General features: G+C 61.9%; 21 protein-coding genes. 15 read left to right on the top strand and 6 right to left on the bottom strand.

Features of this window, described 5'->3' with window-relative positions; translation table 11 throughout:
• The first annotated feature begins 33 nt into the window (after positions 1-33).
• The 8 genes from iolG to iolB are packed head-to-tail and all read left to right on the top strand — an operon-like array spanning position 34 to position 9409.
• Positions 34-1020 (top strand): inositol 2-dehydrogenase, encoded by a 987-nt coding sequence (gene iolG, locus CSE01S_RS11685; RefSeq protein ID WP_042288443.1) that lies wholly within the window; start codon positions 34-36, stop codon positions 1018-1020.
• A gap of 31 nt (positions 1021-1051) precedes the next feature.
• Positions 1052-1981: a sugar ABC transporter substrate-binding protein gene (locus CSE01S_RS11680; protein WP_042288441.1), complete on the top strand. Its 930-nt coding sequence runs from the start codon at positions 1052-1054 to the stop codon at positions 1979-1981.
• A 54-nt stretch (positions 1982-2035) separates the two neighbouring features.
• Positions 2036-3583 carry a sugar ABC transporter ATP-binding protein gene (locus tag CSE01S_RS11675; protein WP_042288438.1) on the top strand — a complete coding sequence of 516 codons (1548 nt, stop codon included), beginning with the start codon at positions 2036-2038 and terminating at the stop codon, positions 3581-3583.
• An 11-nt stretch (positions 3584-3594) separates the two neighbouring features.
• Positions 3595-4623: an ABC transporter permease gene (locus CSE01S_RS11670; RefSeq protein WP_042288434.1), complete on the top strand. Its 1029-nt coding sequence runs from the start codon at positions 3595-3597 to the stop codon at positions 4621-4623.
• 8 nt (positions 4624-4631) lie between these two features.
• Positions 4632-5765 (top strand): Gfo/Idh/MocA family protein, encoded by a 1134-nt coding sequence (locus CSE01S_RS11665; RefSeq protein WP_042288431.1) that lies wholly within the window; start codon positions 4632-4634, stop codon positions 5763-5765.
• Between the two features lie 12 nt (positions 5766-5777).
• Positions 5778-7682: a bifunctional 5-dehydro-2-deoxygluconokinase/5-dehydro-2-deoxyphosphogluconate aldolase gene (locus tag CSE01S_RS11660; protein WP_042288428.1), complete on the top strand. Its 1905-nt coding sequence runs from the start codon at positions 5778-5780 to the stop codon at positions 7680-7682.
• A gap of 11 nt (positions 7683-7693) precedes the next feature.
• The gene (gene iolE / locus CSE01S_RS11655) at positions 7694-8584 is read left to right on the top strand and encodes a myo-inosose-2 dehydratase (protein ID WP_042288424.1); all 891 of its coding nucleotides are present in this window, start codon (positions 7694-7696) and stop codon (positions 8582-8584) included.
• 9 nt (positions 8585-8593) lie between these two features.
• Positions 8594-9409 (top strand): 5-deoxy-glucuronate isomerase, encoded by an 816-nt coding sequence (iolB, locus tag CSE01S_RS11650; protein WP_042288421.1) that lies wholly within the window; start codon positions 8594-8596, stop codon positions 9407-9409.
• 9 nt (positions 9410-9418) lie between these two features.
• Here the strand turns inward: iolB and CSE01S_RS11645 are convergent, their stop codons facing one another.
• The 6 genes from CSE01S_RS11645 to CSE01S_RS11620 are packed head-to-tail and all read right to left on the bottom strand — an operon-like array spanning position 9419 to position 16728.
• Entirely contained in the window at positions 9419-9811 is a 393-nt protein-coding gene (locus CSE01S_RS11645) for a DUF4280 domain-containing protein (RefSeq protein WP_042288418.1), read from the bottom strand.
• Positions 9808-10728: a type VI secretion system ImpA family N-terminal domain-containing protein gene (locus CSE01S_RS11640; RefSeq protein WP_042288414.1), complete on the bottom strand. Its 921-nt coding sequence runs from the start codon at positions 10726-10728 to the stop codon at positions 9808-9810. Before CSE01S_RS11640 ends, CSE01S_RS11645 begins: the two co-directional genes overlap by 4 nt.
• Positions 10728-14282 (bottom strand): type VI secretion system protein, encoded by a 3555-nt coding sequence (locus CSE01S_RS11635; protein WP_042288412.1) that lies wholly within the window; start codon positions 14280-14282, stop codon positions 10728-10730. The genes CSE01S_RS11640 and CSE01S_RS11635 overlap by 1 nt, the downstream gene beginning before the upstream one ends.
• On the bottom strand, positions 14279-15025 hold the full coding sequence (locus tag CSE01S_RS11630) for a DotU family type IV/VI secretion system protein (RefSeq protein ID WP_042288408.1): 747 nt from the start codon (positions 15023-15025) through the stop codon (positions 14279-14281). The genes CSE01S_RS11635 and CSE01S_RS11630 overlap by 4 nt, the downstream gene beginning before the upstream one ends.
• Positions 15009-16346 (bottom strand): type VI secretion system baseplate subunit TssK, encoded by a 1338-nt coding sequence (tssK, locus tag CSE01S_RS11625; RefSeq protein ID WP_042288406.1) that lies wholly within the window; start codon positions 16344-16346, stop codon positions 15009-15011. Before tssK ends, CSE01S_RS11630 begins: the two co-directional genes overlap by 17 nt.
• A gap of 1 nt (position 16347) precedes the next feature.
• Positions 16348-16728 (bottom strand): T6SS protein Cts2N, encoded by a 381-nt coding sequence (locus CSE01S_RS11620; RefSeq protein ID WP_229264093.1) that lies wholly within the window; start codon positions 16726-16728, stop codon positions 16348-16350.
• A 462-nt stretch (positions 16729-17190) separates the two neighbouring features.
• On the opposite strand from CSE01S_RS11620, the gene tssB reads away from it, so the two are divergent.
• From tssB to tssH, 7 genes are read left to right on the top strand one after another with little or no spacing between them, the layout of a single operon-like run.
• Entirely contained in the window at positions 17191-17703 is a 513-nt protein-coding gene (gene tssB, locus CSE01S_RS11615; RefSeq protein WP_042289041.1) for a type VI secretion system contractile sheath small subunit, read from the top strand.
• An 18-nt stretch (positions 17704-17721) separates the two neighbouring features.
• Positions 17722-19203, top strand: coding sequence for a type VI secretion system contractile sheath large subunit (tssC, locus tag CSE01S_RS11610; protein ID WP_042288401.1), 1482 nt, complete (start codon positions 17722-17724; stop codon positions 19201-19203).
• 18 nt (positions 19204-19221) lie between these two features.
• Positions 19222-19707, top strand: coding sequence for an Hcp family type VI secretion system effector (locus tag CSE01S_RS11605; protein WP_042288398.1), 486 nt, complete (start codon positions 19222-19224; stop codon positions 19705-19707).
• The gene (tssE, locus tag CSE01S_RS11600) at positions 19707-20087 is read left to right on the top strand and encodes a type VI secretion system baseplate subunit TssE (RefSeq protein ID WP_042289038.1); all 381 of its coding nucleotides are present in this window, start codon (positions 19707-19709) and stop codon (positions 20085-20087) included. The genes CSE01S_RS11605 and tssE overlap by 1 nt, the downstream gene beginning before the upstream one ends.
• Positions 20088-20106: 19 nt before the next feature.
• Positions 20107-21828 (top strand): type VI secretion system baseplate subunit TssF, encoded by a 1722-nt coding sequence (tssF, locus tag CSE01S_RS11595; protein WP_042288393.1) that lies wholly within the window; start codon positions 20107-20109, stop codon positions 21826-21828.
• Complete coding sequence (locus tag CSE01S_RS11590; protein WP_148365406.1) at positions 21792-22715, top strand: type VI secretion system baseplate subunit TssG; 924 nt, start codon at positions 21792-21794, stop codon at positions 22713-22715. Before tssF ends, CSE01S_RS11590 begins: the two co-directional genes overlap by 37 nt.
• A gap of 12 nt (positions 22716-22727) precedes the next feature.
• A complete protein-coding gene (gene tssH, locus CSE01S_RS11585; RefSeq protein ID WP_042288389.1) occupies positions 22728-25226 on the top strand; it encodes a type VI secretion system ATPase TssH in 2499 nt (832 codons plus the stop codon).
• Positions 25227-25249: the final 23 nt, after the last annotated feature.

The raw sequence follows: 25249 nt of genomic DNA, 5'->3' as shown, positions 1-25249 counted from the left end.
AGTTCATTGCATTCACCAACACCGGGAGCCGTTATGTTTAACATTGCTTTACTGGGCGCTGGCCGAATCGGCCAGGTACATGCAGCTAACATCGCCAGCCACAGTGCGACCACGCTGTGGTCGGTGGTCGACCCGAATCAGGCATTTGCCACCCGTCTCGCCATGCAGTATCAGGCCCGTCAGCAGAGCCTGGAGGAGGCGATGACCGACCCTGACGTTCATGCCGTACTGATTGCTTCGGCAACGGATACCCACGCGGATCTGATTGAACTGGCCGCCCGTCACGGCAAGGCCATCTTCTGCGAAAAGCCGGTACACCTCGACCTCGCCCGCGTGCGCGACTGCCTGAAGGTGGTCAAAGAGTACGACGTGCCGCTGTTCATCGGCTTTAACCGCCGCTTCGACCCGCAGTTCCGCCGCGTGAAAACCGAGGCCCAGGCCGGGCGCATCGGCAAACCGGAATCGCTGCTGATTATTTCCCGCGATCCGTCTCCGCCGCCTGCGGAGTACGTGCGCGTCTCCGGCGGCATGTTCCGCGACATGACCATTCACGACTTTGACATGGCGCGCTTCATCATGGGCGAAGAGCCGGTGTCGGTGTATGCCCAGGGCAGCAACCTGGTGGATCCGGCGATTGGCGAGGCGGGGGATATCGATACCGCGTTTATCGTTCTCAAATACGCCTCCGGCGCGATGGCGACCATCGTCAACAGCCGCCGCTCCTCGTACGGCTACGACCAGCGCCTGGAGCTGCACGGCTCTGAAGGGCTGCTGTGCGCGGGCAATATCCTTGAAAACCAGGTGCAGCACTACGGAAAACAGGGCTGCACCAGCGCGCTGCCGGAACACTTCTTCCTCCAGCGCTACAAATCCGCTTACGCCGCGGAATGGGAACACTTTGTTGCGGTCCTGCGCGGCGAAGCGGTGCCGGATTGTAGCGGCGATGACGGCGAACGAGCGCTGTACCTCGCGGATAAAGCGCTGGAATCACTGCGCAGCCAGCGCGAGATCGTCCTCTAAACACACCCACCCTACACAGAGAGACATAATAATGAAAAAACTGATCGTAGCCGCCCTCATCGCCGTAACGTCCGGGGCCGCCCTCGCCGAAAACGAGCAAATTGTTTTCAGTACGCCAAATCTGGCGATGCCGTTTGAAGTTCACATGCAGCGCACGGCGGTGAAGGCCGCAAAAGAGATGGGCGTGCAGCTTCAGGTGCTGGACGGGCAGGGCAGCTCGCCGAAACAGGTGGCTGACCTGGAAAACGCCATCACCCGCGGGGCGCAGGGCTTTATCGTCTCCCCGAACGACGTGAACGCGGTCTCCAGCGCGGTGGATGAAATTCAGGAGGCGAAGCTGCCGGTCGTCACCCTTGACCGCTCCGTCGACAGCCAGAAGAAGGTGCCGCACTTTGGCGCCAACAATTACAAAGGCGGCCAGGCGATTGGCGACTTCGTGAAAAGCAAATTCCCCAACGGGGCGGAGATCATACTGCTCACCGGTCAGCCCGGCTCCTCCTCCAATATTGAACGCACCAAAGGGATCCGCGACAGCCTGAAGGCGGGCGGGGACAAATACAAGATCGTCGCCGATCAGACCGGCAACTGGATGCGTTCAGAAGGGATGCGCATCGTTGAAAGCGTCCTGCCTTCTCTGCCGAAACGCCCGCAGGTGATCCTCTCCGCCAACGACGATATGGCGCTGGGGGCGATTGAAGCCCTGCAAAGCCAGGGCGTGAAGCCGGGCGAAATACTGGTGACCGGCTTTGATGCGGTACCGGAAGCGCTGGCCCGCGTGCGCGAGGGCTGGCTGGCGGTGACGGCGGATCAGCGTCCGGGCTTTGCGGTCAAAACGGCGATGAGCCAGCTGGTGGCCAACGTGCGCGACAAAACCGCCATCACCGGGGCTGACTACCCGCCGACGCTGATCACCAAAGAGAACCTGCAGCAGGCTGAGCGCATCGGCGAGGCCGGTAACTGATCTATCCGCAGCCGCCGCGCGAGCGGCGGCGCACTCTGAAGGAGGAGCAGACCGATGTCGCAACCCTTACTGAAAGTGACCGACCTGGCGAAAAGCTTTTCCGGCGTCTGGGCCTTAAGCAGTGCACAACTGACCGTCGGCAGCGGAGAAATACACGCCCTGCTGGGGGAAAACGGGGCGGGAAAATCCACGCTGCTGAAGGCGCTCGCGGGGGCGCAGCCGCAAACGCGCGGGGAGATCTGGTTTAACGGCGAAACGCTGCCGCTGGACGATTCCCCGGTGGAGCGGCAGAACAAGGGGATTATCACCATCTATCAGGAGTTCAACCTGCTGCCCAACATGACCGTCGCGGAGAACATGTTTCTCGGGCGCGAGCCGCGCAGGCGTAACCTGATCGTTGATGAGAAAGCGGTGAATCAGGAGGCGCAGGTCATCCTCGATTACCTGCAGCTGAACGTCGCCCCGACCACGCCCGTCGCCCGCCTGAGCGTCGCGCAGCAGCAGATGGTGGAGATCGCCCGCGCATTAACCCTGAACGCGAAGCTGATCGTTATGGACGAACCGTCCGCCGCGCTGAGCGACAGCGAAGTGGAAAGTTTGCACCGCGTGGTGCGGGAACTAAAGGGGCGTGGGGTCAGCATTATTTACGTTACCCACCGTCTGCACGAAGTGTTTCAACTTTGCGATCGCTTCACCGTGTTTCAGGACGGTCGTTTCACCGGTACCGGCGCGGTGGCGGAGACCACCGTCGAACAACTGATTCGCCTGATGGTCGGGCGCGACGTGGCGTTTAACCGTCGTCCCGCCAGCGAAACCCACCATGAAGATAAACCTGTCCGCCTGGCGGTGAAGGGGCTGAGCCGCGAAAAGCCGCCGCTGGATCCGCACGGCATCGCCCTGCACGACATCAGCTTCCACGTCCACGCCGGGGAAGTGTTAGGCATTGCCGGGCTGGTGGGCGCGGGACGCACCGAGGTGGCGCGCTGCCTGTTTGGCGCGGACGCGTTTACCTCGGGCAGCTTTGAGCTGGACGGCGTGCCGTACCAGCCGCGCGATCCGCTGTATGCCCTCGATCAGGGCGTGGCGCTGGTTCCGGAAGATCGCAAAAAAGAGGGAGCGGTGCTGGGGCTGTCGATTCGCGACAACCTGTCGCTCTCCTGCCTTTCGTCACTGCTGCAGTGGCGCTGGTTCGTGAACACCCGCAAAGAGGACGACCTGATTGAGTCCTACCGCCAGGCGCTGCAGATCAAAATGGTCAACAGCGAGCAGGAGGTACGCAAGCTCTCCGGCGGTAACCAGCAAAAAGTGATCCTCGCGCGCTGCATGGCGCTCAATCCTCGGGTGCTGATCGTCGACGAGCCGACGCGCGGCATCGACGTGGGGACCAAATCGGAAGTGCACCAGGTGCTGTTTGACATGGCGAAAAAGGGCGTGGCGGTGATCGTGATCTCCTCCGATCTGCCTGAAGTGATGGCGGTGTCTGACCGGATCATCACCCTCAGCGAAGGCCGGGTGACCGGCGAGATCCACGGCGACGACGCTAACGAAGAACGGCTGATGACGATGATGGCCATCAACCACAACGCCCTGAACGCGGCATAACGGAGTTTCTCATGACGCAGATGATTTCTAAAACGCAGGCCCCGGTCAAACGCGCCGGACGCATCGAACCCATCGCCTTCTTCGAGCGCTTCGGGGTGCTGATTTTCATGATCCTGCTGCTGATCTTCTTCCAGTCGCAGAACAGCAACTTTTTCTCTGAACGCAATATTTTCAACATCCTGACCGAGGTCTCCATCTACGGGATCATGGCCGTGGGGATGACCTTCGTCATCCTGACCGCCGGGATCGACCTCTCCGTCGGCTCCATTCTGGCGGTGTGCGCCATGACCGCAGCGTACGTGATTAAAGGCGACAACTTTACCACCGTTGACCCGAACGCCTGGGGCGGCATGAGCTGGCTGATTGGGCTGGGGATTTGCCTGGCGATGGGCACGGCGATTGGCTTTCTGCACGGTCTGGGCGTCACCCGCCTGCGCCTGCCGCCGTTCATCGTCACTCTCGGGGGGATGACCATCTGGCGCGGCCTGACGCTGGTGATTAACGACGGCGCGCCGATCGCCGGTTTCGATCAGGGCTACCGCTGGTGGGGGCGCGGGGAGCTGCTCGGCATCTCCATTCCGATCTGGATCTTCGCCATCGTCGCCGTTGGCGGTTATCTGGCGCTGCACAAAACCCGCTGGGGCCGCTTCGTCTACGCCATCGGCGGCAACCCGGAGGCGGCGCGTCTGGCGGGTGTGAACGTGAAGCGCGTGCTGGTCAGCGTCTACGTGCTGATTGGCTGCCTGGCGGGGCTGGCGGGCTTCATCCTCAGCGCGCGTCTGGGGAGCGCCGAGGCGGTCGCCGGGATCTCCTTTGAGCTGCGCGTCATCGCCTCGGTGGTGATTGGCGGTACCTCGCTGATGGGCGGCTACGGGCGCATCGGCGGCACCATCATCGGCTCCATCATCATGGGTATTCTGATTAACGGCCTGGTGCTGATGAACGTCTCGGCCTACTACCAGCAGATTATCACCGGATTAATTATCGTTCTGGCGGTGGCGTTCGACACCTACGCCAAGAGCCGTCGCGGCGCACTGTGAGGATCGTGATGAAAGAGGTACGTATTGGATTAATCGGCACCGGGTATATCGGCAAGGCGCACGCCATCGCCTATGCCCAGGCCCCGACGGTGTTCAACCTGCGCGGCAGGCTGGTGCGCGAGATGGTGGCCGAGGTAAACCCGACGCTGGCGGCAGAGCGCGCCCGGGCGTTTGGCTTCAACCGTTCAACGGGAGACTGGCGGGCGCTGGTGGCCGACCCGGCTATTGACGTGGTGGATATTTGCTCGCCCAACCATCTGCATAAAGAGATGGCGCTGGAGGCGATCCGCCACGGCAAGCACGTTTACTCGGAAAAACCGCTGGCGCTGAACGCCCACGACGCGCGTGAGATGGTCGAGGCCGCGAAGCGGGCAGGGGTGAAAACCCTGGTGGGGTTCAACTACATGAAAAACCCGACGGCGCAGCTGGCGAAAGAGATTATCGCCCGCGGCGAAATAGGCGAGGTGATCCACTTCTACGGCACCCACAACGAAGACTATATGGCTGACCCGCTTTCGCCCATTCACTGGCACTGCTTCAAAGAGACTGCCGGGCTGGGGGCGCTGGGCGATCTGGCGGCGCATATCGTCAATATGGCGCAGTACCTGGTGGGGGAGATTGAGCAGGTTTGCGGCGACCTGAAGATTGTGGTCCCGGAACGTCCGGCGAAGGCCGGGTCGTCGGACATGATTGCCGTCGAAAACGAGGACCAGGCCCACGCGATGGTACGTTTCGCGGGCGGGGCGCAGGGTGTGATTGAAACCTCCCGCGTCGCCTGTGGCCGCAAGATGGGGTTGTCGTACGTCATCACCGGGACGAAAGGCGCCATCAGCTTTACCCAGGAGCGCATGGCCGAGCTGAAGCTCTATCTGCATGACGATCCGGTCAACCGCCAGGGGTTCCGCACGTTGCTGGTCGGCCCGGCACACCCGGAGTACGCCGCGTTCTGCATGGGCGCGGGCCACGGGATCGGCTTTAACGATCAAAAAACGGTGGAGGTGCGCGACCTGGTGGACGGCATTGCCGCCGACGCCCCGATGTGGCCGGACTTCGAAGAGGGCTGGAAGGTGTCGCGCGTGCTGGACGCCATCGCACTCTCGCACCAGCAGGGCCGCTGGCTGAACGTGAACGACATTGTCTGATGAGGTATCAACGTGGAAAAGCAGTTTGATGTGATATGCATGGGCCGCGTGGCGGTAGACCTCTACAGCCAGCAGATTGGCGCCCGTCTGGAGGATGCGTCGAGCTTCGCCAAATATCTCGGCGGATCGTCCGGCAACGTGGCGTACGGCACCGCGCGCCAGGGCCTGCGCTCGTCGATGCTGGCGCGCGTGGGCGATGAACATATGGGCCGCTTCCTGCGGGAAGAGTTAAGCCAGGTGGGCTGCGACACCAGCCATCTGATCACCGATAAAGAACGTCTCACGGCGCTGGTGCTGCTCGGCATTAAAGACCGGGACACCTTTCCTCTGATTTTTTACCGCGATAACTGCGCGGATATGGCGATTACCGCCAGCGATGTGGACGAAAGCTACATCGCTTCCGCACGGTGTCTTGCCATCACCGGGACTCACCTTTCTCACCCTCAGACCCGCGAGGCGGTGCTGACGGCGCTGGGCTATGCCCGCCGTCACGGCGTGCGCACGGTGCTGGACATCGATTACCGCCCGGTGCTGTGGGGGCTGACCGCCCTGGGCGACGGCGAAACGCGCTTTATCGCTGCCGATAAGGTCACCCGCGAACTGCAGGAGGTGCTGCACCTCTTCGACGTCATTGTCGGCACCGAAGAAGAGTTCCACATTGCGGGCGGCAGCACGGATACCTTACAGGCGCTGGAAAGGGTGCGCGACGTGAGTCAGGCCACGCTGGTCTGCAAGCGCGGCGCGCTCGGCTGTTCGGTCTATACCGACGCCATTCCGCCACGGCTGGACGACGGCCTGACGGTGACCGGCGTGCGCGTGGAGGTGCTGAACGTTCTCGGCGCGGGGGACGCGTTTATGTCCGGCCTGCTGCGCGGCTACCTGAACGACGAGGGCTGGGAGCAGGCGTGCCGCTACGCCAACGCCTGCGGCGCGCTGGTGGTCTCGCGCCACGGCTGCGCCCCGGCGATGCCGAGCAAAATCGAGCTGGACGATTATCTCTCCCGCGCCGCGAATGTGCCGCGTCCGGATCTCGATCCGCGCCTGAACCATCTTCATCGCGTCACCACCCGCCGCCGGGAATGGCCGGAGCTGTGCGTGATGGCCTTCGATCACCGCAGCCAGCTTGAGGATATGGCTATACAGTGCGGCGCGTCGCTCGGGCGCATTCCGGCCCTGAAGCAGCTGATCCTGCAGGCCAGCCGCGAAGCGGCGAGCCGCGCCGGGCTGGAGGGCAAAGCCGGTCTGCTGTGCGACGGCACCTTTGGCCAGGACGCGCTGAACGCCATAACCGGTGAAGGGTGGTGGATCGGGCGGCCCATTGAGCTGCCGGGCTCGCGTCCGCTGGAAATGGAGCACGGCAATATCGGCACCCAGCTCATCAGCTGGCCGCAGGAGCACGTGGTGAAGTGCCTGGTCTTTTTCCATCCGGAAGATGCTCACGGCCTGCGCCTGGAGCAGGAGCAGAAAATTGCCGAAGTCTACCGCGCCTGCTGCCGGTCCGGGCATGAGCTGCTGCTGGAGGTGATCCTGCCCGCGACCATGCCGCGCAGCGACGAGCTCTACCTGCGCGCCATCTCCCGCTTCTACAACCTCGGCATTTACCCGGACTGGTGGAAGCTGCCGCCGCTCTCAGCCGACGGCTGGGCGGCGCTCGGCGAAATTATCGAACGCCGGGATCCGCACTGCCGCGGAGTGGTGATCCTCGGGCTGGACGCGCCGGCCGAACAGCTACGCGCCGGGTTTAACGCCGCGGCGGGGCACGATCTGGTGAAGGGGTTTGCCGTGGGGCGCACACTGTTCGGCGACGCTTCCCGCGCATGGCTGAAGCACGATATCGACGATGCGCAGCTGGTGGCGCGCATCCGGGACAACTACCTGCAGCTTATCGCCTGGTGGCGCGAGCGCGGGCACGCATAATGGAGACGACAATGAGTGTACAACTGGGCATCAACCCGCTGACGTGGACGAACGACGATCTGCCTTCGCTCGGCGCGGAGACGCCGCTGGAGACCTGCCTGAGCGAAGGCAAAGAGGCCGGTTTTGCCGGCTTCGAGCTGGGCAATAAGTTCCCGCGCGAAGCGCGCCTGCTTGGCCCCATTCTGCAGCGCCACGATCTGCAGCTGGTTTCCGGCTGGTACTCCGGCCGCCTGCTGGAGCGCAGCGTGGAGGAGGAGATTGCCGCCGTGCAGCCGCACCTGACGCTGCTGCGCGAGCTGGGGGCGAAGGTGCTGGTCTTTGCGGAGGTGAGCGGCTGCATTCACGGCGAGCAGCAGACGCCGGTGCACCTGCGCCCGCGCTTCCCGCAGGATCGCTGGAAGGAGTACGGCGAGAAGCTCACCGAGTTTGCGCGCTATACGCAGCGGCAGGGGGTGCAGATTGCCTACCATCACCATATGGGCACGGTGATTGAGTCTGCCGACGACGTGGACAACCTGATGACCCATACCGGCGAAGAGGTGGGACTGCTGCTGGATACCGGGCATCTGACCTTTGCCGGGGCCGATCCGCTGGCGGTGGCGCAGCGCTGGGCGACGCGCATCAACCACGTCCACTGCAAAGACGTGCGCGCCGACGTGCTGGCGGACGTCAAAAACCGCAAAACCAGCTTCCTCGACGCGGTGCTGAGCGGCGTATTTACCGTGCCGGGCGACGGCTGCGTGGATTACCCGCCAATCATGCAACTGCTGAAAGCGCAGGACTATCACGGCTGGCTGGTGGTGGAAGCTGAGCAGGATCCGGCGATTGCTCACCCGCTGACCTACGCCCGTCTGGGCTATAACAACCTGAGCCGCCTGGCGCGCGACGCTGGGCTTTTCTGAGGAGGTGTCATGTCACGTCTGTTATCACGCTGGCAACAGCCGAACGCTGAGGGGCGCACCCAGTCCGTGACGCCGCAAAGCGCGGGGTGGGGATATGTTGGCTTTGAGGCCTATGAACTCCAGGAGGGGCAGGAGCTGACGCTGCCCGCGGTCAGCGAAGAGCGCTGTCTGGTGCTGGTCGCCGGGCGCGCCTCCATCAGCACGCCATCCGCACGGTTTAACGATATTGGCGAGCGGATGAGCCCGTTCGAGCGCATCAAGCCGTGGGCGGTTTACGTCACCCCGCAGGAGGCGGTGCAGGTGAAGGCGCTGACGAAGCTCGAACTGGCGGTCTGCGCCGCTCCCGGCAAAGGCTCTTATCCGACGCGGCTGATTGCCCCGCAGGATATCGACGGTGAGGCGCGCGGCAAGGGGCACAATCAGCGCTACGTGCACAACATTCTGCCGGAAGACAAGCCCGCCGACAGCCTGCTGGTGGTGGAAGTCTGGACCAGTGAGGGCTGCACCAGCTCGTACCCGAGCCATAAGCACGATACGGATAACCCGCCGCAGGAGACCTACCTGGAGGAGACCTACTACCATCGCCTCAACCCGGAGCAGGGGTTCTGCATGCAGCGGGTTTACACCGACGACAGAACGCTGGATGAGTGCATGGCGGTCTACAACCGCGACGTGGTCATGGTGCCGAAGGGCTACCATCCGGTGGCGACGATGGCCGGGTATGACAGCTATTACCTCAACGTGATGGCCGGGCCGGTGCGCAAATGGATGTTCACCTGGGAAGACGATCACGCGTGGATTAATCGCGATTATCCCGCCAGGTGAACAGGAGAATTACGTCACGATGGTCGTCACCTGTCCCGGAAACACAATCTGAATCACGCCGCCCCAGTTGCACATCAGCTTCGACTGCGCGGTCAGGGCGGGCATGCCGCCCACCAGTATTGTCGGCGAACCGGGCATCCAGGGAGCTATGGTCACGGGAATGCAGGGCATCGGCGTCAGCACCCCGAGTGCCGCGGCGGTCGCGGCGGCCACGGTCGGGTTAGCCATACTGCTGCACATCCCGAACGGCAAAATGTTCACGAACGATTTGTTGTCCATGATATTCGCCATCGGCACGCTGTTTACCAGAGTACGGCTGATGGGCACTACGCACAGCGGGGAAGGCGCGAGGCCAAACGAGCATTGCAGCGTCGCGCCATTACATACTCCTGGACAACTCATGGTAAGACTCCCAGTTGCCGCCACAGTCGGCGGGCGGCCTCATCGCCGCTGATCAGTTCATTAAGCAACTCCGGTAGCGGCGTATTTCCCCACACACAGGCGCGCTGCAACAGGTAGGGCACCGGGCTGTGCGGCTCGGTGCCCTGCAAATAATCCGCGATCTGCCTGAGCATCTGATAGGCTTCTTCGCGGCTGCCGAAAGCCGCTCCATGGACAGGTATCGGTGCGGCTGGTTGCGCGGCTGGCAGTATCTGTTCAGGCAGTGCGCTGCCCAGTGCCTGTTGACAGGTTTTAATCTTTTGCTCCAGGTGGGTAAATGAGGGGGCAGAAGCCTCTGGCCAGTGCTGGCAGACGGCATTCAGGCGTTGCAGCCATTCCAGGCTTGTCGCCAGCGCCTGCACAATCGGCGCCTGCTTCTCGGGGGAGAGAAATCTGGCAACGTTGCCCTGCTGCCACCCCGTCAACGACACGCTCTCATCCTCGGATAAAAACAGCGGCGCGTCAGCCACCAGCAGCGCGTAGCGCTGCGCCAGCCAGCTAAGCGGCGCGGCGCGATAGTCGTAATCACCCGCTTTAATTTGTGGATGCAACTCTGTCGGATAACGCTCCAGCGCCAGTACGGGCAGCGCCAGCGCATCGGGCAGGGCGAGCAGCCCGCGCAGACGCAGCCACGCCTCGCCGAGCCAGCCCATGATCACCAGATCTTTACTGCCCGTGACGGTCAGTTCGCTGGCAATGCGGGCGACCGCTTCCCAGTCAGCGCGCCGGGGCGTGCTTTGCCAGACGCCGGTAGGCAGCGTCTCGTCATCCTGCTGGCGTGCGGCGACCAGTTGGTCAAACTCTGGCGAGTAGCGTATCGACTCGCCGCAGGGGCAGTCGGCGCGGACAGGGGCCAGCAGTGCTTCAATATGCTCCATTAATCCTCTCCTGATAATCCTTGTTCGGTGAGCCTTACCCAGGGCAACGGCGCTTTACCTTCCGCATCCAGTAACGCCACCTGTAAATACACGGTGGTCGTTGCGCGCAGTTGACCGTCGCCCACGGGAAGGGTGAAGCGCAGCGGCAGCGGCTGGGCCAGTGCGCCGCCGACGCGCTGTTGTGCAATCATTCGCAACAGCGACCACGCGCCTTGCCAGCGCCAGCGCCCCGTATCGCCGACAACGGTTATGCCTGGCTGTGATGCGCCCGGCAATGGCCGCCATGCGGAGTTTTTCGCCCAGCGCAGGCTTACGCTCAGAGCGTCGCCGCTGCGCCAGTGCAGATCCACCTCTGCGCCGCCGGGGTAGCTGAGAGTCTGTTGATTTCCGCTCAGCCGCCAGTCGGCTATTTGATCTGCGCCGGACTCGTTATTGCGCGAAGTGCGCCAGAGGACGCGTACCGCAACGCCCTTCGGTGAGACGAGAGCCGCCAGCAGCGGTTTTGCCGCTGCCAGTTGTTGGATCAGCGGCGGCTGTCCGGTCAGAGATTCCGGCGGCAGCGTATCAAGCAGTACGGTAAGTTCGCGGACCCGATCGACATCTGCGTCCGGCGCGTGCGGCACGGCGGTAAACGGGAAATGCCCCGCCAGCCAGACGTTATACAGGTTGAAGATCTTCTGCGTCGTGCTGACGCTGGCCTGCTGGCGCAACTGACGGCAGTTTTGCTGCGCGGCGCCGACCAGCGCTGTCAGCGACTGGCTGTAAAAATCATTGCCGCCGGAGGCGGTGAACTGCGCCAGTTCGCTCTGGCAGTTTTGCGCGGTCAGGGTCGGCAGCGCGGTTGCGAGGGTGGTCATTTGCGCCGGGGGACTGGTCGGGTCCTGCTGTAGCAGACGCTGCATGGCGTTCAGGGAATTAACCCAGCGGACGATTTGCTGATTCTCCGCCGCAGACAGCCATGGGCGTTGTCCGTCAAGCCAGGTGACGTCCTGTTGATAGCGGGTGAGCGTGGCGGAGATCTGTTCCGCCTGGGCCGTCGACCAGGCGGCGATCCGTTCGCCACTGGCCTGCGCCTGCTCCGGCGTGGCGTAGGCGATCGCGGGAGGCGCCATGTTTGGCAGCAGCGCGCCGCCCTGCTGGCTCACCCTCGCCATGACCTGCGCTGCGATTTGCTGGCGCAGCCGGGCGGCGAGCTGTGGTCGGGCGAGTTGACTAAAGGCGTCGATTACCCGGTCCGCATCGGCAATGCTGACAGCGCTTCCTTGCGCCGAATCTGGCGCGTCCGCATACAGCGCCAGGTTCATGGCGTTCTCCACCGCGTTCTGCGCCAGCGCGACCAGCTTTGGCCGCCACAGACTGTCAGGCAATTGCTGGACATAGCGCTGGTAACCGCTGAACAACTGCTGTGCCTGCTGCAACTGAAGTACGCCAGGATAGCCCGTGCTGGCTATCGGCGTCAGGTCCACGCCACGCTGCCAGAAAGGGTGGTTGAGCAGATCGCGCAGACTTTTTTGCAGGGCGAGAATATCCGGCGAAACGCTGAAATTGCCATCTGGTGACTGTTCGGTTAACGAAGAGAAATGCAGCCGCGAATCATCCACTTGCGCCATGAAGCGCTGGCGTAGCAGCGCTTCATGGCGTAGCAATTGCGGAATGACGCGATTGTCGATAAGCCGCAGACCGCGCGCCTGGGTCAGTAGCTCATCAAGGGGAAGCCGGACAGGGGAGTGCGCCGCGTCGCGACTCAGGTTGTTGATGGTCGCCAGCGTTGCCTGTAGACGACCAATCTGGCGCACCAGCGAGCGGACAAACAGTGGCGTGATCCGCGTATCGTTACTGAACAGCGCCAGGAGTTTCTCCAGCCGTTCTTCGCTGTCATCGAGACTGGTGTCCCCGTAGTTCTGTTCCAGCCAGCGCATCGTTTCACGAGAAAACAGCTCGCTGTTTCGCCGGGTCAGTTCGCTGGCGTCCGGCAGATGCAGACGGGCGATGTTGAGAGTGGCGAACAACGCATTCAGGCTGTCTTGCGCGGGCAAAGAATCAACGTCAACGGTGACCCCCCAGATGGAGGACGAGACGTTCGCCAGCGTCGTGACTGTCGGCTGTTTTACCTGCAATAGCTGAAGTAGCGGCAGATAGCGGGTCTCCATCTGCTTTGTTTCTCCCAGCAGCGTCTCAATCTGCCGGTAGCGTTCGTCCGGCAGCAGATCTTCCCGCGCGTCCTCTTCGTTGCGCAGGACGTTCAGGTTTTGCTGACAGACGCCGTTAGCGGCGGGCAGCAGCAGGCTGGTCAGAGTGGCGCTATGCAGGGTCTCGCGCAGCTTGCCGTCCGTACGGCTGAACAGCGAACCCGGCCAGACAACGGAGCTGAACTGCCACTGCGGAATGGCATTGAGAATGCGCCAGTAAAAAGCGGCTGTACGCTCGCCGGGCGCGCCGGGTTCTGCGGTCTGGCTGGCGAGCAGTTGCAGGCGATCCTGCAGCAGCAGGGCGTTGGTGTGCTGATACTGCCAGCGCCAGGTCATCACGGCCAGCCACAGCACGCACAGGCAACTGTAGCAGGTGAGGGTAACAAACTGCCGTCGCAGGTTCAGACGCAGCAGTCGGCGAACCGGCATCGCCAGTCCGCGTTCGGCGGCGATTTTCCCGTCCAGCAGGTTCTGGCAAAACTGCATCTGCGGCTTATCGTCCGTTATGCTGCGGGCAACGAACCAGATGCCGCGCAGCAACGGCGGCTCGTCACGGGCATTGTTGCTGAGTAGCGAATCAAAATAATCATGCAGCGGCGTGGCGAGGGGCAGAAAAGACGCCGGCAGGCGAAACAACGACGGGGGAGTCTGCCCATTCAGGGCGCCGAGTTCGCAAATTACCTGACGCAGGGCGTGACGGGTGTTGTCCAGCGCATCGTCGATCCACTGCGGCTTCCAGACAGCCTCCCGGGCCACCGGAATGGGGCTGCCAATAGCACTGCGTCGCGCCTGCTCCGGCAGCATTTCCAGCAGCGCCTGCATGCCGTCCAGGCTCTCAAGACCGCCGATCAGCAGATAAATCGGCAGGCTTAGCCCGCACACCTGTTGGATCTGTTGGCAGTTATTGAGCAACTGAACGCGGGTGTTATCGCCGCCGATCAGCGATTCCAGCGGCAGAGTGACGATCAGCGCATCGAGCGGGCGCTGGGGGCGGCTTCTTACCAACGCTGCAAGGGTTTTTTGCCATTCGTTCTGGCGGATAAGATGTTTCTTGCCGGGGTTTTGCAGGGCCTGGGGCACACAGAGCAGGCTGCACTGCGGATTAAACCACCACTGTCCAAACCAGTGCTCCAGCCCGTCGGTGAGTGACCAACTGCGACAGAGCAGGCGATTCATTTCTTCGTCGCCCAGCATCAAAATACGCGTACTGTCATAGCGATCCTGCCCGCCACAGGCTCGCTGTATCTCCTTCTGCGCGCGGTTAAAGGCGTTATTACGGTAGTCCCATTGCCACCAGACGACCCAGCAGGTCAGCGCCAGTAAAACCAGTACGATAATCACCAGCGTCAGCCAGGGCTGCGTCATGGTTTATCCCCTCCGCAGATCTGGCCGATCGAAAAGGTCGGCAGCGTAGTGGCGCCAATGGCGTCTTCAATGCTCAGCCAAAGCCGCTGGCTTAACAGCAATAGCGCCAGCAGGACGATGATGCCAATCAGGTGCAGGCGCGAGTTGTCGGGTAAGCGTCGGCGGAGCGGGAGCTGTAGCGGCGAACCCAGTGAGTTGGCGTCAAGCCGTGCTGCGATCCCGTCAGCCGCCGCGTCCTGTTGGAAGGCGAAGCGCCAGAGTAGCCGGCAGGTCTCCTGATGCGCCTGAGCATCAAAATCGCTGCGTCTGACGCCAAAGCCGAGCGTCAGGCAGCGCAGGTAGAGGGCGGCCAGATCGCGCTCGGCTGGGTTGCGCGCTTCAAGCAGAGTTTGCACACGCAGAGGAAAACGATCGCCCGCGCTGTGGCTCTGCCACAGGTGATATTCCAGCGGGCATGTCTGCCAGAAGCTCAGCGCGGGCCAGTCGCTGTAGAGTACGGTTTCATCAATCAGCGCCACCAGGGCATAAACCGCGGCATCGATATGCGCATGGAACGGTGCGCCCAGCTCAAGGTTCAAACGTCGGCCATATTCCGCCACCGTCTGGCAACTGTAGTCAAACGCCTCGCGGTGCAGTTCTGGCGGGGGAAGCGTGGTGCTTTTCCAGTGTTCAAACTGTGCCAGCCAGCGGGAAAATACGTCGTCAAACAGGCGACAGGCGGGCATATCAGGCGCGATCGGCATCGTCGTGATCCTCCTGGCGGTAAAGCACAATCCGTTCCGGTATGACGTCGGTTTCATGTAGCGGCGCGATAACCAGCGGCGTCTCTTTTTCAAACCACTGCGTGGTGAGGGTCAGCGAGAACAGGGCGAGGGCGGGGTCGGTTTCCCATTCTCCGCGCTTCTCTGCCGCCAGTGGCGTAATGCCCATGCCGTGCATCCGCTGGCGTCGCAGGATCGCCAGAAACGGCTGGCTGGCAATCAGGCTTTGCCGGAGCCAGGACTCCGCCGACAGCGTGCTGCTGTGCGGCATCAGCACGCCGAGGGTTATCCGTTCCCCGGCGTTAATCCCCGTCGGCAACATCAACGCGAAGTGGTTCTCCTGGTGGCTGAAGTGCAGCCGCAGCAGGCGACGGCGGATACGGGCAAGCTGAGTGTTCAGTTGGGTAAAGAGTGTGGCGAAGCCGGGCAGCATGTCTTGATAGTCAAACCTGGGCAGCAGCGGCAGGGTTTTCTCGTCGCTGAGGATTGCCGTCTGGCCGGTAAACAGACAGAGCGCGCGCCAGAGGTCGAGCGGGTGCGGCTTGCCGCTGTTCAACAGGCACTCCAGCAGCGGCAATGCTCCCTGCAGGCTTTGCAGCGACAGGGCCAGCCTGAGCCAGTCGGTGGTCTGCTGATTCTGCTGCGCTAACTGCATCTCCCGGCTAAGAAAAAGGATTTTTTCCCGCGCCTGTAGACAGAGGTGACGGGTATGGCGAATCAGGTAGCTGCTTTCGCTCAGCGCCGGCGTGGGCGCGAACCAGTCGTTTTGCCGGAAGCCGCCTTCGGTATAAACAACCTGAAGCAGCGGCAGACAGACGGAGTCGGTACGTTCGTGCTGGCTGATTAGCCGCGGCGCGGGCTGCCAGAGCGGAATGCTTTCGGGAAACTCGCCGCTGGCGAGATCGGGCAGCGGCGCGCTGTTAATGGAGCGATAGCGGGTATTCATGAGTTGCCAGATCCCCGCGCGGTTTGCCGGAGCAACGGCCAGCCAAAGCGCGTGCGCGCTGTCGGGAGAGGCTGGCAGCAGGGCGGCGCAGTCAAATTCCAGCGGCGGATCGCGGCTGATATCGTAGTCCACCGGCAGACCGTCGGGCATGATCGCTTCCAGGCGCAGCAGTCGCAGCGTTCCTGCGCACAGCGCCGCGTCATCCACTTCCATCCGGATGACGCCCCAGAAACAGGGGTTGGCGCAGTGGGCGAGGGCGGCAGCGAGGGCGTCGTTACGCAGCGACTGTAACTGAAAATGCTGGGGCAGCATCGCCATCCCTTCATACCAGCAAACCATTTCGGGAATTGCGTTCATATTACTTTCCTTGAGCAGACGCGATAACCGCCTCATCCGTCATCAACAGCAAATGCAGAGAATCCCGTTTGTCCAGCCGTAACCGGTGATCGCCTTCACTGCGGTAGCGGGCGAACAGCACCAGCGCTTCCGCCGGCGCGCCGCGAAGCGGGTTATCTTCGGCGACAAAGCGCGAACCGGGCACCAGTTCCAGAGACCAGACGCGGAGTCCGCCGGGGGCGTCGCGCAGCAACTGCGATCTGGCGTTAAACCATTGTGCCGCCGAAAGCGCCTGAATGGTGGGAACCAGCGAGGCGTCGGCAATAGCGACAATATCCACGGCGACAGGCGCGTTATCATTGGCATCGGGCGCCGTATCAATGGTGACTGCATTTAATTGCACTTGGGATTGCCACAATGAACAGGCGCAAATTTGCATGCAGAATAAACTGAATAAAATAATGTACAGCGAACGGCACAGGCTGGAAGTCATATAAAATCCTTTTATATCCCCGCTAAGAAAATAGTTAATGCAGGGAAAAGGTTTTTTGATTTAAATCATTATTTGGCACGGCATACAAAAGATAAATGTTAAATTTAACATATTCAAAGAGCGAATGTTTTCATCCCAAAATATTTTTTTGATTTTTGTTTCTTTGTAATTTATTGATTTTTATATATTAATTTTTTGTTGATTGATTTTAATCAAATGGGAATGTCATGATGAATAAGTAAGAATTAGGTTGAAATTTATTTGTTGTTGTGTTTTTTATAACAGAAAGCGTTATTCAGGAGTCGTGCTCGCGAATTAAAAGGTGTCATATCTTTGACATCAGGAATATTTTTGCATAAAAAAGGATTGATCATGGCAGAAAGCATTCAGCATAAACTCAACAGAATAAGGCCGCCGCGCGTTCAAATTACTTATGATGTTGAAACCGGTGGTGCCATCGAGAAAAAAGAATTGCCTCTGGTTGTGGGTATTCTGGCTGATTTATCCGGCCAGCCCATTTCTCCGCCGGAAAAACTCCGCGAGCGTCGGTTCGTTGAAATCGACCGGGATAACTTTGATGACGTGCTCGCGTCCATCTCTCCCCGGTTGGCGATGCAGGTGAATAACCGTCTGGCGAACGATGGCAGCAAATTCAACGTCGAGCTGAATTTCAAAACCTTCGAAGACTTCACGCCCCTCAACATTATCAACCAGATTAAGCCCCTCCAGCGCCTGCTTCTTGCCCGCCAGCGTCTGCGCGATCTGCTGACCAAGCTGGACGGCAATGACGATCTGGACATGTTGTTGCAGAAGGTGATCACCGACAACGCCGAGCTACAGGCGCTGCGCCCGGCAACGGAAGACACTCCGGTGGATAACGCGTAACCGAAAAGGAGACGGACAATGGATAATGTTCAGGAACAGGTTGAAACCGGCGGGCAGACGGTCACGCTAAGCGTACTGGATCGTATCATTCAGGAAGGCCGCATGGCGCGCGACGAGCTACAGCAGACCTACGCGCGCGACATGCTGGAAGAGTTGGCGACGCAAATTCTTGACGAAGGCATGGTCGTGGAAAGCGACACCATCGCCATGATCAACTATCGCATTGCGCAAATTGACGAACTGATCAGCGCTCAGCTTAACGAAGTCCTGCACCACCCCGATATGCAGAAGCTGGAAGCCAGTTGGCGCGGCCTGCATCAGTTTGTGATGAATACCGAAACCAGTTCTCGCCTGAAACTGCGCCTGTTGAACGTCTCGCGTAAAGCGCTACAGGACGATCTGGAAAAAGCGGTTGAATTCGACCAGAGCACCTTGTTCAGGAAGCTGTATGAAGAGGAGTACGGCACTTTCGGCGGCAACCCCTACAGCGTGCTGGTTGGCGACTTTGAATTTGGCCGCCACCCGCAGGACGTGGCGCTGCTGGAGAAGATTTCGCAGGTGGCCGCTGCCGCTCACGCGCCGTTTATCGCCGCCGCCAGCCCGCGTTTGTTCGACATGGGATCGTTCGCCGAGCTGAGCGTGCCGCGCGATCTGGCGAAGATCTTCGAGAGCAGCGAGCTGATCAAATGGCGCTCCTTCCGCGAAAGCGAAGATTCCCGCTATGTGTCGCTGGTGTTGCCGCACGTGTTGCAGCGTCTGCCGTATGGGCCGGACACCGTGCCAGTGGAAGGGGTTAACTTTGTTGAGGACGTTGACGGGCTGGACGCCAGCAAATACCTGTGGGGCAACGCCGCCTGGGTGCTGGCTAACCGGATCACCGAGGCGTTCGCGCTCTACGGCTGGTGCGCGGCGATCCGCGGCGCGGAAGGCGGCGGACTGGTAGAACATCTTCCGGCGCACACGTTCTCCACCCCTTCCGGCGACATCAGCCTGCGCTGCCCGACGGAAATCGCCATTACCGATCGCCGTGAGAAGGAGCTTAACGATCTCGGCTTTATCGCCCTGTGCCACAAAAAGAATACCGATACCGCCGCCTTCTTTGGCGGGCAGACCACCAACCAGGCGAAGATCTACAACACCCCGGAAGCCAACGCCAACGCGCGCATTTCGGCGATGCTGCCCTATATCCTCGCCGCCTCCCGCTTTGCTCACTATCTGAAGGTGATCATGCGCGACAAGATCGGCAGCTTTATGAGCCGCGACGAGGTGGAAAGCTATCTCAACAACTGGATTGCCGACTATGTGCTGCTGCGCGACACCGCCCCGCAGGAGATCAAGGCGCGTTATCCGCTGCGCGAGGCGCGCATCGACGTCAGCGAAGTGCCCGGCAAGCCGGGGGTTTATCGCGCCGTAGTGTTTCTGCGCCCGCACTTCCAGCTCGAAGAGCTGACTACCTCGATTCGCCTGGTGGCGGAACTGCCGCCGCCGGCCGCGGCCTGATCGTTAAGGAGATAAACCATGGATGCGATTTTTTTAAAGCTGGACAACATTACCGGCGAAAGTCAGGTGAAAGGGTTTGAGAAGCAGATCGAGATCATGTCCTACAGCCATAACGTGGCGATGCAGGTCACCAACGACGTCAGCAATACCGAGCGCACTTCCGGGCGCGCTCACGTCGGCGAATTCTCGCTGACCAAGTTTGTCGACCTCGCCACCCCGGTGCTTAACGAATACTGCTGCAGCGGGAAGGTCATTCCCACGGCGTTGCTGACGCTGTGCCGTAACGACAACGGCAATATGCTGCCGTTTATTGTCTACACCTTAAGCAACGTCATTATTTCGCACCTGAGCGTCAGCGGCGGATCCGGCGGCAAGCCGGTGGAGACCATGTCACTGAACTTCACGAAAATTAAATGGGAAATCACCGCCCAGAAATCGGCAGGGCAGAAAGAGGGGAACTCCTCCTCCGTCTGGGATATGGCGATGAACCAGAAAGATAAATGATGATGTCGTCGTCCGTTCCGGTTGCGCTGCTCGACAGGCTGGGAGAGGAGAATGTCCCGCCGCGTGAGTCGGTGCGCCGCGAACTGATCCGCCTGTTCAACGCCCGCGCCCCGCAGGAGACCGAAGAGCTGCCGCCGCTGCTTGTATGGGGCATGCCCGAATGGCACGGACTGAATGCGGACGACGAACGGGCGCTCAGCCAGTTCTGTCGCCAGCTGCGCAGCGCGATTTTGCGCCTTGAGCCGCGGATCGTGGCGCTGACGGTGAGCGTGAAGGATGCGCGCCAGCAGACGCTGGCGCTGCATATCGACGCGCAGCTATGGAACGACGACGCGCCGCTGCTACTGGAGTTGTGCTGGCGCAACGGCAACTGGCAATAGGCGATACAAGGGAAGATCAATGGACGATCGGTTGCTTGATGTTTACCTGCAAGAACTGCGGTGGCTGCGTGCGGCCAGCGGCGAGTTTGCCCGTCGCCATCCGCAGGTGGCGGCCCGCCTGCGTTTAAGCGAGTTTGACTGCCCGGACCCTCACGTTGAGCGGTTGCTGGAGGGCTTCGCGCTACAAAGCGCCCGCTTGCACCAGCGGCTGGACGACGGCTTTGGCGAGCTGAGCGAGTCGCTGCTGGAGCAGCTTTCTCCGCACCTGATGCGTCCTTTTCCCTCGACCGCGACCGCCTGTTTTACCCCCGATCCGCTGGCGGGCGACCTGACGCGCGGCTATGTCCTGTCCGCCGGAACGCCGCTCTATGCGCTGACCGCGGAGGGGAAAACGGTCTGGTGGCGCACCGCCCTGGAGCAGACCCTGTGGCCGGTGGCGATTGACTCGCTTGAATGGTGCGATGCCGCGACCGCGCAGCATTACTGCGGGCAGCCCCACGCGCGCGGCGCGTTGCGCATTCGCCTGCGCTGCCTGGCGCCGCACCGCTTTTTGCAGCTGGCGATGACCTCGCTGCGCGTACATCTTTGCGCTTCGCCGCAGGTTAACGCTGTGCTTTTTGATTTGTTCTACGCTCACGTTATCGGGCCGCGGCGCCCGCAGCCGGTGGGCGTGCAGAACGCGGCGCGCATTTTGCCGTTTGATGCCGCCGCCCCCGCCAGCGGGCTGGCGCTGAGCGCGTGGATGCACTGTCCGCAGGCGCTGATGTATTTCGATTTGCCGTTGCCGCCGGGGCCGGATGACGACGCGATGACCCTGTGGATCCCCTTTGACCGCGCCCCGCAAACGGCGCTGCCTTTGCAACTGGGCGATATTCGTACCGGCTGTGCGCCGCTGGTCAACTTATTTACCCGTACCTCAGAACCGCTGATCGCCGAACATACCCGCAGCGAACAGCGGCTGGTGGCGGATCACAACGACAGCGCCATGCAGATCTATCGTATCCAGGATCTGTGGATGAGCAGCCGCGACGCGGCGTGGCGCGTGCCGCCTTATTATTCAGCGCAGGGGCATAGCGACGCCCGCTGGTTCTGGCATGCGCGGCGCCATCGCGCGCAGGGCAATACGCTGTGGCTCACCCTGGTGGACAGCCGCTTCGACCCGGCGGAACCGCCGGAAGAGGCCAGCCTGACGGCCAGGCTATGGTGCAGCAACGGCGAGACGCCCCTGACGCTGGCGGCTGGCACGTCGCTCACTTTCGAACAGCCCGGCCCGGTGGCGCAGGTGCGTCTGCTGGGTACGCCGACAACGCCTTCCGCCCCCGCTGCGCAGGGCGACGCGCGCTGGCGGCTGGTCTCTTCGCTGGCGCTCAACCACCTGTCGCTCACCGAAGGCGAAATGGCACGGGCGTCGCTGAAGGAGATGCTGGCGCTCTATGCTCCGTCCGGCGCGTCGCCTGCCTTCTGGCAACAGATTAACGGCATCAGCGCCCTGCGCTGCGAGCGGGTAAGCGAACATCGCGGCGGCGAGGCCTGGCGCGGCTGGCGCAACGGTATTCGGGTGACGCTGACGCTTGATCCACAGGCCTTTACCGCCAGCAGTCGCCTGTTGTTTGCCGCGATTATCGCCCGCTATCTGGCGCAGAACGCGACGGCGAACTGCTTTGTACAGTGTGTCTTACAGGATGAAGGGGAGGCGCTGCCGCTATGGCGCGATACCGGAGAAACGGCGCTGACAGTATAGCTGAGCGACTGCGGCGCGAGCCGTGGCGTTTTTCGCTCGAGCAGTACGTCAGGCTGGCTGAACTGCGCGGAGAGATCCCCAAGCTGTGCGGCGACTATAGGCTGGCCTTTGCGCCTGCGGAGATCGGCGTGCAGCGCGATGGCCGCCTGCGGGTATGCAGCCTCGGACCGGGCGGCGCCGACGGCGTGCTGCCCTACGGCTGGCTGGAGTGGCTGCAACAGGCGACCCAGGACAAAAACGCCGCGCCGCAGGATTTTCTCAACCTGTTTCAGCGGCGGCTGATGGAACATCACTGCCGCAGCCTGAGCCTCTGGCGGCTGGCGACGCCCTATGCCGCGCGGGAGCATGCGCCGGGCTTCGCCATCATGCGCGCGCTGTGTGGCTTTGACTCGACGACCATGCAGGGGCGCGGGTCGCCCCGCCTGCTGGCGCAGAGCGGGCTGCTGGCGAACCGCAGGCGATCGACGGAGGGCTTTATCGCCCTTGCGGCGGCGATGCTTAACGTCACGCTGCGCACAGAAGCGTTTATCGGACGCTGGCAGACGCTGCCGCCCGCGTCGCAGGGGCGCACCGGCAGCCGCCTGGGCCGCGACAGCGTGGCGGGCAGACGTGCCTGGAACCAGCATGCGGCGCTGCGGGTATATCTGGATATTGCTGACGCCACGCAGTGGCGGGCATTTTTGCCCGGCGGCGAGGGGTTTCAGGCCCTCTGCCAGTTGGGGCAAATCTGGTTTGGCGCAGGCGTGTCGCTGGAACTGATGATGCGCGGCGCGCTGACGCTGGACACCACGTTAACCCGCGACCACCCGCCGCTTCTCGGGCGCACCGCGCAGCTCAGGGGGCGCGGAACGTCATCGTTCTGCAACCGACAACATCTTAAGGATTAAGGAGAACGCCACATGGATTTAAAAACGCTGGTACAACGACTGAACCCGATCTGCTTTCGCGCGCTGGAACAGGCCGCGGAGCGTAGCCGGGCGCAGGGACACTGGTTTGTGGAGCCTGAGCATCTGCTGCTGGCCCTGCTGGACGACGAGCACAGCGATCTGGCCTGCTGCCTCAGCGGCGCGGGGATTGCCGCCGACGCGCTGCGCGACGAAATCCGACGCGCCCTGGCGCAGTTCAAAACTGGCTGTACGCGGATGCCGATCTTTTCCATACAACTGGCAGAACTGCTGGAAGGGACGCTGCTGTTGGCCTCCCTCCGCCAGATGAAGAACGTACGTTCCGCGCTGCTGCTGCTGACGCTACTTACCCGAGAGCGCCTGCGCGCCCAGCTGGCGCTGGGGATGCCGCTGCTGCTGAAGATCCCCGCCGAAACGCTGGAAGAACAGTGGCAGATCTGGTGTCGCGGCTCCGCTGAAACGGTGTGCAATGCGCCAGGCGAAGCCCCGGCGGTTGGCGATGAGAACGTGCTGGAACAGTACACCTATGATCTCACCCACGCCGCCAGAGAGGGGCGGATCGATCCGATTATCGGGCGCGACGCCGAGATCCGCCAGTGCATTGATATTCTGCTGCGCCGTCGGCAGAACAACCCGATTCTGGTGGGCGCGCCCGGCGTCGGTAAAACCGCCGTCGCCGAAGGGCTGGCGCTGCGCATCGCTGAAGGCAGCGTGCCGCCGCCGTTGCGCGACGTGGCGCTGCTGGCGCTCGATCTCGGCCTGTTGCAGGCGGGCGCAGGGGTGAAGGGGGAATTTGAGCAGCGGCTGAAAAGGGTGATCGAGGCGGTAAAAAAATCCCCGCAGCCGATCATTTTATTTATCGACGAGGCCCACACGCTGATTGGCGCGGGCGGCGCCGAGGGCGGCAGCGACGCCGCCAACCTGCTGAAACCCGCATTAGCGCGCGGCGAGCTGCGCACCATCGCCGCCACGACGTGGCAGGAGTACAAAAAGTATTTCGAGAAGGACCCGGCGCTGGACCGCCGTTTTCAGCGTATTCAGATCGAAGAGCCGGACGAGGAGAGCGCGGTGGTGATGCTGCGGGCGGTGGCCGACAAGCTGGAGGCGCATCACGGGGTGCAAATCCTGGATACCGCCATCCGTGAGGCGGTGCGCCTGTCGCAGCGCTACATCTCCGGACGTCAGCTGCCGGACAAGGCCATCAGCGTGCTCGACACCGCCTGCGCGCGGGTGGCGCTGGCGCAGCATGACGTACCGCCCGCGCTGGAAGAGATCCGTCAGCAGCAGGCGGCCATCGAAGAAGAGAGCGCGCGCCTGAACCGCGAGCTGCTGGTGGGCGTCGATCATCACGACCGGCTGTGCGAGCTGGAGGCGCAGGCGCAGAAGTTAAAGCAGCAGGCGCGGGAGGTGGAAGAGCGCTGGCAGGATGAGCGTCAGCGGGTCGGCGAGTTACTGGCCGCCCGCCAACGGATGCTGGATCTCAGCGCGCAGCCGGAAGACGACGAGCTGGAGCAGGCGCTGGTGGAGTGCGCGGCGCTGATCGGCAAGCTGGAAACCGCCGCCGCCCAGCTGCGCGACGAAGTGCCGCTGGTGCCGGACTGCGTGGATGCCGCCACCGTTGCGGCGGTGATTGGCGGCTGGACGGGTATTCCGCTCGGGCAGATGCTCACCGACGAAGCCCACGCCCTGCGCACGCTGGTCGAACGGGTGAGCGAGCGGGTGATGGGGCAACAGGCAGCGCTGGAAACCATCGCCCAACGGCTGCGCGCCTATCGCAGCGGCCTGACCGATCCGCAAAAGCCGGTCGGCGTGTTTTTGCTGGTGGGACCCACCGGCGTCGGCAAAACTGAAACCGCGTATGCGCTGGCCGACGCCCTGTACGGCGGCGAACGCAATCTCATCACGATAAATCTTTCTGAATATCAGGAAGCGCACACCGTCAGCCAGCTCAAAGGCGCGCCGCCGGGCTACGTCGGCTATGGCAGCGGTGGGGCGTTAACCGAAGCGGTACGCCGCCGTCCTTACTCCGTGGTGCTGCTCGACGAAATCGAAAAAGCGCACCCGGACGTGCTGGAGGCGTTTTATAACGTCTTCGATAAAGGGGTGATGGAAGACGGCACCGGATTAATTGTCGATTTCAAAAACACGGTGATGCTGGCGACCAGCAACGTCGGCGCGGAATTAATTCTCGACACGCCAGCTTCTGAAATAAATAGCGAGCGGTTTAACGAGGCGTTGCGCGAGGAGTTGTTAAAGCATTTTCGTCCGGCGTTTTTGGCGCGGATGACCACGGTGGCGTATCGGGCTCTGGATGAGGAGATATTAAAAGGGATTGTGCTGGCGAAACTGGAGAAATTAGCGCAGCGGTATTTTGTGGCGACGGGGGAGAAATTGAATATGGATGAGGGGTTGGTTGAGAGGGTAATGGAGAAATGTAAGGGAGTCGGGGCCAGAGATGTGGAGAACCTGGTGGTTGGGGAAGTGATGGGGTAGGCATTGTTATATGTGGGGTTTAT

Source organism: Citrobacter sedlakii NBRC 105722 (assembly GCF_000759835.1).
GTDB lineage: Bacteria > Pseudomonadota > Gammaproteobacteria > Enterobacterales > Enterobacteriaceae > Citrobacter_A > Citrobacter_A sedlakii.
This window is presented reverse-complemented; position numbering and strand designations above follow the sequence as displayed.